15 protein-coding genes are annotated in these 14,100 nt (G+C 48.4%); 6 read left to right on the top strand and 9 right to left on the bottom strand.

What is annotated here, in order from left to right; genetic code table 11:
* The first annotated feature begins 443 nt into the window (after window positions 1-443).
* From J0895_RS07185 to J0895_RS07170, 4 genes are all read left to right on the top strand, one after another.
* Entirely contained in the window at window positions 444-1,265 is an 822-nt protein-coding gene (locus tag J0895_RS07185) for a Tic22 family protein (RefSeq protein ID WP_207087426.1), read from the top strand.
* An 84-nt stretch (window positions 1,266-1,349) separates the two neighbouring features.
* A complete protein-coding gene (gene prmC / locus J0895_RS07180) occupies window positions 1,350-2,279 on the top strand; it encodes a peptide chain release factor N(5)-glutamine methyltransferase (RefSeq protein ID WP_207087425.1) in 930 nt (309 codons plus the stop codon).
* Between the two features lie 23 nt (window positions 2,280-2,302).
* On the top strand, window positions 2,303-2,914 hold the full coding sequence (locus J0895_RS07175) for an L-threonylcarbamoyladenylate synthase (RefSeq protein WP_207087424.1): 612 nt from the start codon (window positions 2,303-2,305) through the stop codon (window positions 2,912-2,914).
* Window positions 2,915-2,925: 11 nt separating this feature from the next.
* The gene (locus tag J0895_RS07170) at window positions 2,926-3,951 is read left to right on the top strand and encodes a sensor histidine kinase (protein ID WP_207087423.1); all 1,026 of its coding nucleotides are present in this window, start codon (window positions 2,926-2,928) and stop codon (window positions 3,949-3,951) included.
* Here J0895_RS07170 and J0895_RS07165 read toward each other — a convergent pair.
* The 5 genes from J0895_RS07165 to rpsF all read right to left on the bottom strand — a co-directional run bounded on the left by J0895_RS07165 (window position 3,908) and on the right by rpsF (window position 7,614).
* Window positions 3,908-4,381, bottom strand: a complete 474-nt coding sequence (locus tag J0895_RS07165; protein WP_207087422.1) for a GNAT family N-acetyltransferase — start codon at window positions 4,379-4,381, stop codon at window positions 3,908-3,910. The two genes, J0895_RS07170 and J0895_RS07165, sit on opposite strands and share 44 nt — an antisense overlap.
* Before the next feature lie 629 nt (window positions 4,382-5,010).
* Window positions 5,011-6,000 carry a porphobilinogen synthase gene (gene hemB, locus J0895_RS07160; RefSeq protein WP_207087421.1) on the bottom strand — a complete coding sequence of 330 codons (990 nt, stop codon included), beginning with the start codon at window positions 5,998-6,000 and terminating at the stop codon, window positions 5,011-5,013.
* 262 nt (window positions 6,001-6,262) lie between these two features.
* Window positions 6,263-6,550, bottom strand: coding sequence for a 50S ribosomal protein L27 (gene rpmA / locus J0895_RS07155; protein ID WP_015146648.1), 288 nt, complete (start codon window positions 6,548-6,550; stop codon window positions 6,263-6,265).
* Window positions 6,551-6,692: 142 nt separating this feature from the next.
* A complete protein-coding gene (gene rplU / locus J0895_RS07150; RefSeq protein ID WP_207087420.1) occupies window positions 6,693-7,076 on the bottom strand; it encodes a 50S ribosomal protein L21 in 384 nt (127 codons plus the stop codon).
* Between the two features lie 202 nt (window positions 7,077-7,278).
* Window positions 7,279-7,614: a 30S ribosomal protein S6 gene (rpsF, locus tag J0895_RS07145; protein WP_207087419.1), complete on the bottom strand. Its 336-nt coding sequence runs from the start codon at window positions 7,612-7,614 to the stop codon at window positions 7,279-7,281.
* A 525-nt stretch (window positions 7,615-8,139) separates the two neighbouring features.
* On the opposite strand from rpsF, the gene J0895_RS07140 reads away from it, so the two are divergent.
* Window positions 8,140-8,931, top strand: coding sequence for a fumarylacetoacetate hydrolase family protein (locus J0895_RS07140; RefSeq protein ID WP_207087418.1), 792 nt, complete (start codon window positions 8,140-8,142; stop codon window positions 8,929-8,931).
* Between the two features lie 51 nt (window positions 8,932-8,982).
* On the opposite strand, the gene J0895_RS07135 is transcribed toward J0895_RS07140, so the two are convergent.
* From J0895_RS07135 to J0895_RS07120, 4 genes are all read right to left on the bottom strand, one after another.
* The gene (locus J0895_RS07135; RefSeq protein ID WP_207087417.1) at window positions 8,983-9,456 is read right to left on the bottom strand and encodes a Tic20 family protein; all 474 of its coding nucleotides are present in this window, start codon (window positions 9,454-9,456) and stop codon (window positions 8,983-8,985) included.
* Between the two features lie 246 nt (window positions 9,457-9,702).
* On the bottom strand, window positions 9,703-12,066 hold the full coding sequence (locus J0895_RS07130) for a C39 family peptidase (RefSeq protein ID WP_207087416.1): 2,364 nt from the start codon (window positions 12,064-12,066) through the stop codon (window positions 9,703-9,705).
* A gap of 364 nt (window positions 12,067-12,430) precedes the next feature.
* Window positions 12,431-12,865 (bottom strand): peroxiredoxin, encoded by a 435-nt coding sequence (locus tag J0895_RS07125; RefSeq protein WP_207087415.1) that lies wholly within the window; start codon window positions 12,863-12,865, stop codon window positions 12,431-12,433.
* 72 nt (window positions 12,866-12,937) lie between these two features.
* Complete coding sequence (locus J0895_RS07120) at window positions 12,938-13,378, bottom strand: peroxiredoxin (RefSeq protein WP_207087414.1); 441 nt, start codon at window positions 13,376-13,378, stop codon at window positions 12,938-12,940.
* A 400-nt stretch (window positions 13,379-13,778) separates the two neighbouring features.
* Here J0895_RS07120 and J0895_RS07115 point away from each other — a divergent pair.
* The coding region (locus tag J0895_RS07115) for an Npun_F0494 family protein (RefSeq protein ID WP_207087413.1) at window positions 13,779-14,100 on the top strand (322 nt) is incomplete at its 3' end.

The raw sequence follows: 14,100 nt of genomic DNA, 5'->3' as shown, positions 1-14,100 counted from the left end.
GCGGAAAATACGATAGAGCGCTACATTAACGACCCTCATCATGGTTGGACTACAGTGTAGGCGGTTAAAACCGCTCGTGTGGGCTTTCCACCTCGGTCTAAAGACGCGAGGCTACCAGCCCTACCGTGTTTCTCTTGTGTTCAACGGAGATTCGCGCAGGATCCCAGGAGAGAGGGCTACCGCATATCTTAACAGATAACGGAACTCTTCCGTATTCACAATAGTCCTCAAAACTACTAATTGGGTTGCCCATAGAAACGCTACAGAGAACCAACCGGCTCCCTGCCCATTCTGTAATTAGGGAAAAATCTGTTGTAGATTGAGCCAGGAGCAACCGATCTCGCCAGCTTGATCATCTAAAGCTTACCGATCACTCGCAAAAACCGCGAAAGAAAAAACCAAATCCCTCAAAAAAATTAACCTAAAACCAATTGAGGTTTGATGTGTTGGAGCCAGTAAATCAACTCATATCGCTATCAGGTATCAAAATGAAATCATTAGTACGGTGGAGTGCAACTTTCGGTTTAATGGGAAGTGTTTTTCTGGGGCAATTGCTACCGGGAATGAATCGGGCGATCGCATTACCCGCCGAAGACATCATGAAAAAACTAGAATCCGTTCTAGTTTTTACGATTACGAATTCAGAAGGCACGCCCTTAATTGCATCGGTGACCAATGATGAACAAGAAGCTTCGATCGCCAGCTTCTTTATGAGTGAACGGGATGCCGAGCAGTTTGTGCAAAAAATAGAACAACAAAATCCCGATTTAGCAGGCAACACCCAAGTTGTTCCCGTTTCTTTGGCTAAGGTTTATGAATTAGAACAAGCCAATGCCAATAATCCCGATCGCGTAGAATTTGCGTTCATTCCCGTTCAACAGCAGGTGCAATTTGCCGCTGAGGAACTTCAGCGGGAAGGTCAGGAAATTCCGGAATCCAATGGAATGCCTTTATTTAATGGTGTACCGCTCTTTTATGCCACAATTGGCCCACAACAAGGCTATTTGACCATCGAACAAAATGGTCAGCAAATGATTCCCATCTTTTTCAATCGAGAGCAGTTGGAATCCATGTTAACCCGGGTGCGGGAACAACAACCGGATTTAGCACCAACCATTGATGTTCGGGTCAGTAATCTGGATAAAGTCATTGAAGAGTTAGAAAACAATAATGACCCAGCGGTGACCAAAATTGTTCTAGTTCCTTCCACGGAAACCTTAGAATATATCCAGTCAAGACCCCAACCCGAACCGGCACAACCTTAAGTTAGGGAGGTTGACCCCTTGACGAAAACACCCGGAACGATTGATGCTAGGGGAAACGATCGCAGATAAAGGACCAAACTATCGATGAGCCGTTCATCTGATCCTGCGGTTTCTGGGTTAGAACTGTGGCAGTGGCGTCAGTCCGCTCGCGCCGCTGCCGTAGCGGCCAATGTGCCGGTGGAGGAGCTAGATTGGCTGCTGCTATCGGTGAGCGATTTGGATAAATTAGCCCTGCGTCTGGACTCATACAAAGGGCGACTGCACATTCCCCTCAATCGCCCCTTGGCCCAACTCAAGGAACAGTGGCAACAACGGATTCAAGACCGAGTTCCAGTCCAATATCTCGCCGGGGTCACCCCCTGGCGAAATTTTTCTTTAGGGGTCAGTCCGGGGGTCCTCATACCGCGACCGGAAACCGAGTGGGCCATTGATTTAGCCCTACAATCGGCCCAATCCGAGTCACGCCCACACCCGGAAACCTGCTTAATGGAGGGAGACTGGGCGGATTTGGGGACCGGCAGTGGGGCGATCGCCCTGGGTCTGGCGGAAGTCTTGCCAAAGGCCACCCTTCATGCAGTGGACCGTTCGGAAGATGCCCTGGCGATCGCCCGCGAGAATGCCTTAAATCTGGGATACGGCGATCGCATTCAGTTTTATTGCGGATCCTGGTTCGAGCCATTACATCCCTTCCAGGGACTACAGCGACTCCGTGGCATTGTCTCCAACCCCCCCTATATCCCTACCGCCATGCTTGGGGAATTAGAACCGGAAGTCGCCAACCATGAACCGGCGATCGCCTTAGATGGCGGACCCGATGGATTAGACTGCATTCGCCATCTGATTGCCACGGCACCGCCTTATTTATGTCCCGGTGGGATTTTGCTCTTGGAAATGATGGCGGGACAGGCCCCAGCCGTCACCGAGTTACTGCAAGACCAAGGCAGTTATTCCCAAATTGAGATATTCTCAGATTTAGCAGGGATTAAACGATTTGCCCGAGCTTACCGTAGTTAACGTTAAGGGTCCCAAACGCCACGATGACAGCAGTTTCAGAACAAGTCTTGATTGAGGCGGCTCTAGGGGGCCAGGTCGTGAGTTTTCCCACGGATACGGTCCCCGCATTAGCGGTCCTGCCGAGTCGCGCTGAGTCTATCTTTGCCGTGAAACAACGCAGTCTGGATAAACCCCTAATTTTGATGGGAGCCACGGCAGGGGACCTCTGGCCCTTTGTCCGGAGCACCGAGACTCAGTTGCAAATTTGGCAAGGGGTAGCGAACCGACATTGGCCCGGTGCGTTAACATTGGTTTTACCCGCGAATGCTGCGGTTCCCTCGGTGATGAATCCAGTTGACCCGAGTACCATCGGGATTCGAGTTCCGGATCAGGCAGTCGCCCGCCGAATTTTGGCTCAAACTGGCCCTTTAGCCACGACAAGCGCCAATCTCAGTGGGGAACCCCCGTTGCAAACAATGGCAGAGATTAGTTTGCGTTTTCCCCAAGTGGTGAGTCTGGAATGCGATCGCCAGGAACCGAACCCGACAGCCAGTGGGGTTCCTTCTACTGTGGCGAAGTGGACGGGGCAAAGTTGGGAAATTCTTCGTCAAGGTGTCGTTCAGTTAGACTCAAACAGCGAGGATAGGGGGAGATGAGCGGGGATGCCATGTCTCTTTTATCCGCAATCAGCGTTCAGGAATTAGGTTGGAATTTCGGGCAAACTATGGACTGGATCTATTGGATCTCTGCAATCGGTGCCTTGGGGTTTGGGTTTGGGAGTGGATGGCTGATGCGATCGCGCTACCGCCCCGATCAGAGTACCAATTTCCCCTCAAGTCAAGGTAAAAATTTAGAAGACTCTCACCTATCGACTCGCCTCAAACAAACTCAGCTTGATTATCTGCTGACTCGTCAAATGTGTCAGTTTAAAGCCGGTTTTTTGTCTCGAATTTCCCATGAATTGCGATCGCCTTTAAATAGTTTAATCGGCGTTCATCAATTAATTTTAAGCGATTTGTGTGATAATCCAGCAGAAGAACGAGAGTTTTTGGTCCAGGCCAATAACTCGGTCCACAAAATGATTCAAATGCTCGATCGCATTATCGAAGTCTCTCGGATTGAGGAAGGTCGCAACCCCCTAAAACTAGAAATCCTGCATCTGGCCGACGTGTTTGAAGAAGTTCATTATTTGACTGAACTCCAAGCGGCTAACCGCAATATCTCGTTACACATTTCCCAACCTGACCCCAAAATTTCCATTCTGGGGGACCAGCGATGTCTGACTCAGGTGCTGGTTACCTTTATTGATCTGGCGATTAACCCCATCGGAAATGGTAGCATCGGCATTTCTGCCAAAGTTTTCCCCTTATCGGGATCAAGGGAATCAACCCAGGATAAAACCCAGGGGGGTGATGTGATCATCTCCATAGATCTTCCCCTCCCGCCTCATTGTTTTTCCGAACCCCTAGATTTCCTGCAACTCCAACAAAACCGCAAACAAAGTACCCCGGAAACTGAGGTAGATCTGTCTCCCGGTACAATTTTGATGATGAATCAGAGCATTTTGGAACTGATGGGCGGCCATTTAGAAATCGTTGAAGCTCCCCCGGTGTCGGAGGAGCTTCGAGGGGTAGAGAAGTCAGAAATAACTAGGCTTCAATGCTCGCTTCCACGAGCACTTCGCGAGTCTTAAGTTCTTCCGTGAAGTTCTGATTATTGTAGAGGACCATTGTTGTTGTAGAGTTTTCCTCAAACCCAATCCGCTCATAGAATCGCTGCTGATGAGTCGTCATCAGGTAAACTCGCTCGACTCGATTCATGCGGGGATGACTTAAGAGGGTTTCGACTAATTTGCGTCCCAATCCCACCCCTTGATATTCTGGGTGAATGATTACATCCCAAATCGTAGCTCGATAAATGCCGTCGGAGGTAGCGCGGGCTAACCCAATCAGGCGCTCTCCTTGCCAAACGGTAATGACAGGATCGCTGTTGGCGATCGCGATGGCTAAATCCTCAATTTTTCGCTCTCGCGCCCAAAAAGCGGTGAGTTCAAATAGCCTTTGAAGCTGTTGGATATCTACATCTTCTTTGCGATCGCAAAATTGAATGTGACTGCAATCCATCGTCGTTTTCCTACTCACTTGATGTCTAGGTTTATTGACAAATCGCTCTTGAAATCGAGTGCTTTTTGGTCTTTAACACTCTGTGGCTTGAATCAATCCCAACTCGGGGTATTGATGGGGAGGTATAAGCTTTTGTGAATGAGCGGGTTGTATAGTTCCCCTCCTGCACTCCACGGAGGTTTCCTTGTTTTTAGGAAAGTTGAGAATAAATTTCTCACTCCAACAACAAGGACTGGCTGTTTTCTGTTTCCCTGGGCAGTCGCGTTTTGAAGTCGAAGCCAAAGGGTTCTACTGTCGATTCCTAAAATCCTATAATTTGTAATCCTATAACTATTCTTATAACATAATTGATAAATTAACTACCTTAATTCTAATTTTTTATATCATAATTTCTTGACATTTTGCACCCAAAGCGGTAACAAAGAGTCCCACAGTTTTCTGGGGTGGTGAACCGTTCTTGTTCAGTAAATATCGGGGGTTGCCCAGGGGTGACGATTGGGCAATTTCAGACAACGCCCCGACAAAAATTCTGCACTCCAATAGGCAGCGTCAGAATGCGCTTAGAGCTGGGGCTGCAAGAATAAAGCCCGCACAGGCGGGCTAAGAGAGGGTTTTTAGAAACCGATGGGTTAGGACTGGTTTGCCAGCCAACGGGCCGCATCTTTTGCATGGTAAGTGAGAATCAGGTCCGCACCGGCCCGTTTGAAGCCAGTTAAGGTTTCTAGGACCACTCGTTCCTCATCAATCCAGCCATTAAGGGCAGCGGCTTTGACCATCGCATACTCTCCAGAGACGTTATAAGCGGCAACTGGCAGGTTACTCGCCTGTTTGACGCGCCAGATGATATCCATATAGGCGAGGGCTGGTTTGACCATGAGCATATCCGCCCCTTCCTGGATATCTAGTTCAATTTCAGTCAGGGCCTCCCGACCATTGGCCGGATCCATTTGATAGGTGCGCCGATCGCCAAATTGAGGAGAGGAATCGGCAGCATCTCGGAACGGGCCATAATAGGCGGAGGCATATTTAGCCGCATAAGACAGAATAGGGATATCTTCAAATCCCGCCCCATCTAATCCAGACCGGATCGCCTGAACGAATCCATCCATCATCCCTGACGGTGCGATGATATCTGCACCGGCTTTCGCTTGGGCGATCGCCGTTTTCTTCAGCAATTCTAGGGTGGGATCGTTGAGCACCCGACCCGTTAAGTCCCCTACTTCTAAATAGCCGCAATGTCCATGACTGGTGTACTCACACAGACAGGTATCCACAATGACTAGGAGTTCTGGAACGGCTGCTTTCACCGCAGCAGTTGCTTTCTGGACAATTCCACAATCATGCCAAGCGCCGGAGGCCTCGATATCTTTGTCTTCGGGAATGCCAAAGAGGATAATGGCGGGAATGCCCAAGTCATAGACTTCTTTGGCTTCTTCGACAATTTTATCTACCGAGAGTTGATAGACTCCTGGCATGGATGAGACTTCCTTGGCGACGGATTCCCCTGGGACGGCAAATAGGGGATAGATTAAATCACTGGTGGTGAGGAGATTTTCCCGCACCATTCGGCGGAGTTGGGGGTGCTGACGCAAACGGCGAGGGCGATGAGTTGGAAACATATCTGAATTAGGGAAAAAATACGCGACTGTTTCAATATTTCAGTCTAGAGTTATCTGGCGATCGCTGGCGCATTTAGTCACGTTTTGTAACATATTTTTTCCTGGGCGATCGGTGAGTTTCTTACGATGGGGTCGAGGGCTTTGCCTGGATAGGCATACCCGGCTTATGGTGTCGGGTTATTTGTCAAAAAAAGGCATGAAAAAAAGGGCAGACGAGATCGCATCTGCCCTTTTTTTAATCCGCTGGACTGGATTAAGCCATTTATGCTTCCACGGCCACGGGTTCTGCCGTTGCTGCCACTGCATAAACGCTGATTTTTTTGCCACTCTTGCCCTTACGTTCAAAGGTGACAACCCCATCAATCAGGGCAAACAGAGTATCATCACTACCCCGACCGACATTTTGTCCAGGGTGAAACTTGGTGCCGCGCTGACGGACTAGAATGTTTCCGGCGCGGACGACTTGACCGCCATAGCGCTTGACGCCAAGACGCTGGGCATTAGAGTCACGTCCGTTGCGTGTACTACCTGTACCTTTCTTATGAGCCATAGTTCCTCTGTGTTACTTCAGTAATTTCAGGATTGAATGTTGGGAAAGGGTAGCACCGAGAAGGGCTCAATGGGAGGGTCCGTTGTCCGGACTGCGCCATCGCGCCCTTCCCCTCCAACTGACTCCTCAATTCCCGCTGTTCTTATTCTGCCTCAGTTGAGGGGGTAGTTGAGGCTGGGGTGTTATTTTCAGCCGATGCTAACACCGCCCCATTCAAGCTGATCGAGTCGATCATCAGCCGAGTGATTTCTTGGCGATGTCCGCGCTTTTTGCGGGTTTTCTTTTTGGGTTTCATCTTATAGACGATCACCTTGCGACCCCGGTAATGCTGCATGACGGTCGCTTGGAGGGTCGCGCCTTCTACAAAGGGTTGACCGATATGAACCTGATCATCATGCTGAATCAGTAAGAGATTTTCCAGGGTAATGCTTTCTTCGGCATCCACGGGAAGTAACTCGATGTCGTAGAAACGACCGGGTTCTACTCGTAGTTGTTTGCCGCCGGTTTCGATAATTGCGTAAGTCATAGAATTCGGGTGGAGTGTGCCGTACAGGTAGCGGGTTGATCGGTCTATGGAGGAGCGATCGCCCCCGCTTTTATCAGGGCTGAACCTGATCCGAGCTTAATATAGACAGCCAATCTTTTATAGTTGCACGATCGCCGATCGCCTGTCAATCAATTGGCAAGGGCGATGGATGCAACAGCTTGGAGGGTCGGGTGGCAAAGGATTAAGCGGTTGCTTCGACCTCTTCTTCTTCTTCGGCCTCAACTTCCACAACGGGTTGCTTGATGGTGAGATAGCGGATCACCTCTTCACTCAGACGCATGGCTCGTTCTAAGGGGGCCACTTGGCTGCCATCACATTCATAGTTCATTTGAATGTAGATGCCATCGCGATGCTTGCCAATTTCATAGGCAAGGCGACGCTTACCTCGGTGTTGAGTCTCAACACTGGTGACACCATTTTCTTGTAATAAGCCTTGATATTTGGCGATCGCCCCATCGGTGAGTTCCTCTCCGAGGTCGGGGCGCAGGATGTACATGGTTTCGTAAATATACCGCATTGAAGGAAATCTCCTTATGGACTAAATGGCTTCTTCGCTCTTGGCGCGATTCTCTTGCACAGACGCTTCGCGATCGCCCGCAGCTCTTGTAAAACTGGCTTTTGTTCGGCCATTGTTGTGAAGAAGCAAGGCATGACAAGGTTTAGGGAATCTGTCCCCTTTCGCCTTGATTTTACGCGCAATTTTTTATCTTATCATATCGGCTTCGGATTTCTACAGCCTTGCCCACAAAAGTCCGGTGGCGTTCAGATGACTCGGTGACCCGTCTCCCGAATTCGCCACTTCACTCTTGTAGTCACAACAACCCCGAGGGAGAGCGATAGTTTTTTATTTAAAAGGAGTGGAGTGATGAAATGTTTTTTTAGATGTGATGACAAAAGGAGATTTTTTTAACCCAAGGACAGGATACCATTTGGGGCGATGAAGAGGGTGCTAAAGAACTGCTTAAGACTAATTCTAAAACTCCTAAGACTAGGGTCATAAGAGCCAAACATCACACTACGACAGAGGGCATAAATCAACGTTATGGCACAGCGCTACGTCCGAATCCAAACCCCAGAGGGACGGATTTACTATGGATTACTTCAATTGAGTAGAGGCGTTCAGTTGCTTGATGCGCCCCCCTGGTTGAAGGGACAACCGACTGAGCGGTTCCTAGAACCAGAAACGTATAGGCTGTTAGCGCCTTGCGTTCCGTCAAAAATTGTCGCCGTCGGCAAAAATTATGCAGATCATGCCGCTGAGATGGGAACGCCAGTTCCTAGAGAACCTCTGCTCTTTTTGAAACCTCCGACTGCCGTGATTGCCGATGGAGACGAGATCGCCTATCCGCCTCAGTCTGAGCGGGTGGATTATGAGGGAGAATTGGCCCTTGTGATTGGAGAACGGTGCGTCGATTGTACGCCGGAGGAGGCGATCGGGAAAATTTGGGGATATACCATCGCCAATGATGTGACGGCGAGGGACTTACAGAAAAAAGATGGTCAATGGACCCGAGGCAAAGGATTTGATACCTTTTGTCCCATGGGACCTTGGATTGTCCGAGAACTCAGTCCAGGAGCGGGTTTACAGACTTTTGTGAATGACGCCCCTGAACCTGTGCAATCGAGCATCATTGATAATATGGTGTTTCCCCCGGATGTCTTGGTTTCCTATATTTCGCAAGTAATGACCCTACTCCCCGGAGATGTGGTATTGACGGGAACTCCGGAAGGGATAGGGCCATTGCAAGTGGGCGATCGCGTCCGGGTCGAAATCGAAGGCATTGGCAGCTTAGAAAATACCGTCAGGCAACGTCTGACCCCATCAGGTCTGTAGTTGTTCACTGCCTAAATTGCCGGACCAGCAGCCAGTGGCTGCTGGTTAGTTCTAGCGAACCTGCATATGAACGGCTTCCGAAATCGTCGGAATTTCAGCATAGCGCCCCAACAAGGACTGCACCACAGAGTAGCCAACTGCTGCCACAGTTCCCAGAAACAGCATATTAAACAAAGTCTGCACAGCCAAGGCAGGGAGGGCCTTGCCAAGCAGTTGCACCACCAAACCCGTGATGGCTAAAATAATATTCAGCAGAATCGCCTGCATGGTATTAAACCGAATGAAGCGACTGATATTGTCGTTTCTAACTACAGCAAACAGCAGGACGAAAAAGATAATCAGTCCGGCAAATGGAATGCCATAATACAGGCTCATTAAAGGTTGTAGGGGGACAAATAAGATGGAGAGAAAGGGAAACTCTCTAAATAAAAAAATGCCAAATTGTACACCCACAATCAGGGGCAGCAGATAGGGCAAACTCGCAAAAATGCGATCGGGCACTGTGGTAGAACTGTTCCAACTCATTGCTTTAATCTCCTAGGCGTCAATGATTCATGCTTATATTGCCTCTAAGCTCAGGATAGCGCAGGCAGAGGATTTGAGGGTTTAGATTTTAGAGCCGCGATCGCCTGTACCTTGATAACAATACCGACTCAAGTCGCAGCATCTGGAGGCTGATGAACAGAGAAACGGGGGGGCGATCGCACCCCCCCGTTCCTAAATTTTACCCCGGATCCAACATCAGCATCCTAGAGTTCCAGTTGTTCAGACCTACTTCTGAATCGAATGGATCCAAACATTGCCATCGGGACCGCACACCCGGTCCATATAGCTGTAGGGATACATCAACCGGCGTCCTTCCGTATGGCTGTAACCCGTTAGCGCATCTCCCCAAGGGTCTTGCACAATATACCCCTGGCGGTTATAACCGATAATCGTGATAATGTGACCCGTTGCCGTAAAGTATCCCGCAATCACCACCGGACGGCGATTAATCAGCTCATTCTTCACATCAGACCAGTTACTGGTGGTGCTAAAGCGATGCTTAACCCCATAAGCGCGGACCATCGCGGACAGAACACTGTGATCCGTTTGGGACCCGACTCCGGCATAGTTGAAACACCATTGCAGTAGTTCATCCTCCAACTGACCCCCCCGCTTGGACCGGATGCCATAGTAATGAAACACCATCGCGATCGAGGTCACATTACAGGTAGACCAATAGTAGCGAGGATTATCCCGTTGAGAAAAATAGGGCACATTCAGTTCGATTTGATTCGGGACTGGATCAAAAGTCCGACCCCCACGCTGCATCAGCAGATGTCCCGGAAACAGATAACCCGTATTCCCAAATGAGGGAAACTCTTCCGTTAACGACGCTTTCAAATGTCCCGATTCGATCGCATAACTGGCCACTCCATACACCCGTCCCAGGGGTAAAGTCACCTTATCCGTAGCACTCAACCGCGCTGCATCCACGGGTTGTTTCTTAAACACCGTGGTCTCCCGAATCGTTGCCGTCAACGCATCAGCATCATAAGACACCACCTGATCCCGATTTTTAATTTGAACGTGCTGCCAATACACATATCCCACATTCCCAAAACCAGGAATCGATTCACTCAAAGTCACCCGAAAATGGCCCGAGGTACAGGCATATCCAGTAATTCCTAGGGTTTTACCCAGCAGCAACTCGGCTTTTTGAGCGGAAGAAAGATTCGCCGAATCAACAGGTTGCGCCTTAATTAACGTGGTTTTTGTGACCAACATTTGGGCGGGAGTTCCAGAAATCTGGACATCCTCAATATTAAAATTGAAGACTTTACTACCTTTGCTGAGTTGAACATGACCTTCATAAAAATAGCCAAACTCGCCGATGGGTTGAATCGGACTATCAAGGGTGACCTTGAGATGACCATCTAACAATCCATAACGGCTGACTTTAACCGTCATTCCTGCCTTAATTACAACTTTTTGCTGGGTGTTCAGACTGGCCGAATCTACTGGGGAAACCTTAAAAAAGGTGTCCTGCTGAATAGTTAAAGTTAAAACTTCTCCAACCGTTGCCGGATCCGTGGTCACGGTAATATTAATCACATCAGACCCAATCAATTGACCATTAGCATCGGTTCCTTTGAGGCGTAACCAACGAGCGCCCGCCCCACTAAAGCCGTTGTTGAGATTAACTTGCCAAGTGCCTGCACTCGGATTTAATTGGACCGGCAGGGAAAATTTATCTTCGGCGGATACGCTGACGTTGGCAATTTTCTGGGGTTCATAAGTGCCTTTGAGAATCACAGGTTTTTTGACTAAAACTTCCGTCGGACCTTGATAGGTAAGGCCAAATCCGGTGCTAATTGCGGTACTGCCCTGATTTAATTGGACAAAATCTGGAAAAAGATAGCCGGTATTGCCAAATTGTGGCAGGTTTTCAGTCAGGGAAATTTTTAAATGACCGGCTTCCATTGCATAGCTGGCTACACCATAAATCTCGCCGGATTTGAGGGAGTATAGTTCTTCCGGGGGGAGTTTGCTAGAGTCAATGGGTTGTTTTTTGAAGGGATTAGTTTGGAGAATGGTGAGGGTAATGGCGTTGGGGTCGTAGTCGATCGCCTTGCCATCTTTTTTGAGGCTAACATGGGGATGATAAAGATAACCCCGGCTGCCAAATCCGGGAATTTCTTCGGAGAGGGAAACTAGAAAATGGCTGGAAAGACAAGCATGGCCCGTGATTAAAAAGGTTTGACCCGCTTGCAGTTCGGCTTGTTCGCGATCGCTCAGTTGCGAGGAGTCTTCGGGTTTGGCTTTGATTTTGGTGGTTTCGAGGGTGGTTAGCAACCCAAACCCCGGAGGGGGTTCGCTGGAGTTACCGCTGTTGAAGGTACAGTTAACGAGATTTGGAATGAGTTCGATATGTTTTTCATAAAAGTAGCCAGTTTCACCCACTGGGGCGATCGCATTGGCTAATTGGACTCGGAAATGACCTTCGCTCAATTCATAGCTTTTAATTTCAACGGTTTCTCCCGCTTTTACAGCTACCTTTTGGGTGCCAATTAAGCTAGAAGAGGATGCAGTGGACACTTTTAAAAAAGTGTCATGGATAATTTTAAAAGTGAAGGATTGGCTTAAACTCATCGGTTCTGCTCACAGTAATATCAACAGGAGGAAGACTTCCTGCCTACCCCATAAGACCCTGTTACTTGTGAGTTTAGATTCTATCCGGAATAATCTTTTTTGCTCAGTTATCCTGATGAATTTAGGGGATTAATTGTGTCGCTACCGTATTAAATCCCAGGAGTAGGGTGGGAAAAAGCCCACCTTACTTACGGTGGGCTTTTTCCCACCCTACAATTTGTCCTAAAACTTCTGTCAAAAATCCGGTTTCTCATCGGCGGGGACCAGAAACCGGGTTTTTTGCCTAAATTGGTGGCAACTTAGCCAAAATTTGTCTCAAAAACCCGGTTTCTAACTTGGACTTTTCCCCCAAGGGAGTTAGAAATTAGGAGGCTGCTGCGAGAATATCTTGAGCATGGCTGCTGGTGTTGACTTGATCGTAAACTTGAGCGATTTTGCCCTCGCTATCAATCACATAGGTGACCCGCTTAGAATAGTTGCCACCATCGACATCATAAGCCTTGGTAATTGCACCATCCACATCAGCTAAAAGTTGGAAGGGCAACTCATATTTTTCGGTAAAGAGTTTGTGAGATGCCTCATCATCGCGACTGACTCCTAAAACCACCATTTCTTTGCTTTGATACTCGGAATAGCTATCCCGGAAGCCTTGGGCTTCTTTCGTGCAACCGGGGGTGTCATCTTTGGGATAAAAATACAAGACAACGGTTTTACCTTTGAATTCTGAGAGTTTAACTGTGTTGCCGTTGGTATCTTTGACGGTGAAATCTGGGGCGATGGTGCCGAGTGCTAAAGTCATGGATGCTTTGTTCTCCTGAATGTTAAGACTGAATTGGAATTTTAACTGGGCGATCGCCCGGTTTAGTCAATTCTAATGGATGGCCGCCAGAATATCGGGACCATGTGTTTCAGTATTGAGATTGTCCCCTTCGTAAACTTGGGATATTTTGCCGATCGCGTCAATGGTGTAGGTGACCCGCTTGGCTTTATCACCCTTTTCTACATCATAAGCTTTGGTGATGGCACCGTCCGTATCTGCTAATAAGGGAAAGGGAAGATTAAACTTTTGGGTAAATTGTTGATGAGAGGCTTCATCATCTCGGCTGACTCCTAAAACTGCGATATCTTTGTTTCTAAATTCGGAATAGGAGTCGCGAAAACTACAGGCTTCTTTGGTACAGCCCGGAGTATCATCTTTGGGGTAAAAGTACAATACTAGGGTTTTTCCGGCAAAATCAGAGAGTTTGACGAGGTTGCCATCGGTATCTCTGGCGCTAAATGCCGGGGCTGCTGTGCCAACAGGTAAGGTCATAAATGCTATTTTTTCCTAATTTTGATGTCTGTTAATTGTATCATTAAAGATTGATTTTGACAAGGGAAAAAGACTTGGTTAAGGGGGAGATTTCCGTACTAAATTATTTGAATATGGAATGACTCATCAGAATGGGAAAGGGTGAGGGAGGCGATCGCCTCCGTGGGAAGCCACTTCCTTGAAAATGCTCGCCAAAAGCACATCAAAAGTCGCCCGGGGGATTTTGCCGAATTTGATATATCAGTTTTGGGTCATTTTGTCAATCTGAATTAGACCCGGACAAGGGGTCTGATAGGGAATGCGCTGTAGATTTTATGCCCGACGACGCTCAACTCAAGGGCCCGAGAGGGTAAGATCTGAGTTAATCTAAAACTATCCATGCCCTAGTCTGACGATTGCCATGACTGCCGTTCAACCCCAGAAAACCCAAAGGCTTGAATTTCCTGAACGCACCTTAAAACGGGCGGCCAGGGGAATGAAGTGTTTGCCCTTTAAACTAGAATTATTTGTAACAATGCGCGATCGCAGTGTGCCGTTATTGGCGATCGTCGATTCAGTCGGAGTCGAAAACAACTATACGAGATCGCCCCTCAACGAACTCCGGGTGGAAAACAGCCTGTTGTGGCTGATTCAACTGGGTGTATTGCGTCGAGAAGTCGATGGTCAAGGGATTACCGATAGTTTCCGCCTCACTCCCCTGGGACGGCAATTGGTGGCGGGAT

The organism is Phormidium pseudopriestleyi FRX01, from assembly GCF_017313335.1.
GTDB classification, from domain to species: Bacteria; Cyanobacteriota; Cyanobacteriia; order Cyanobacteriales; family Laspinemataceae; genus Laspinema; species Laspinema pseudopriestleyi.
Note: the sequence above shows the minus strand (reverse complement) of the source record. Positions and strands in the feature narration are given on the sequence as shown.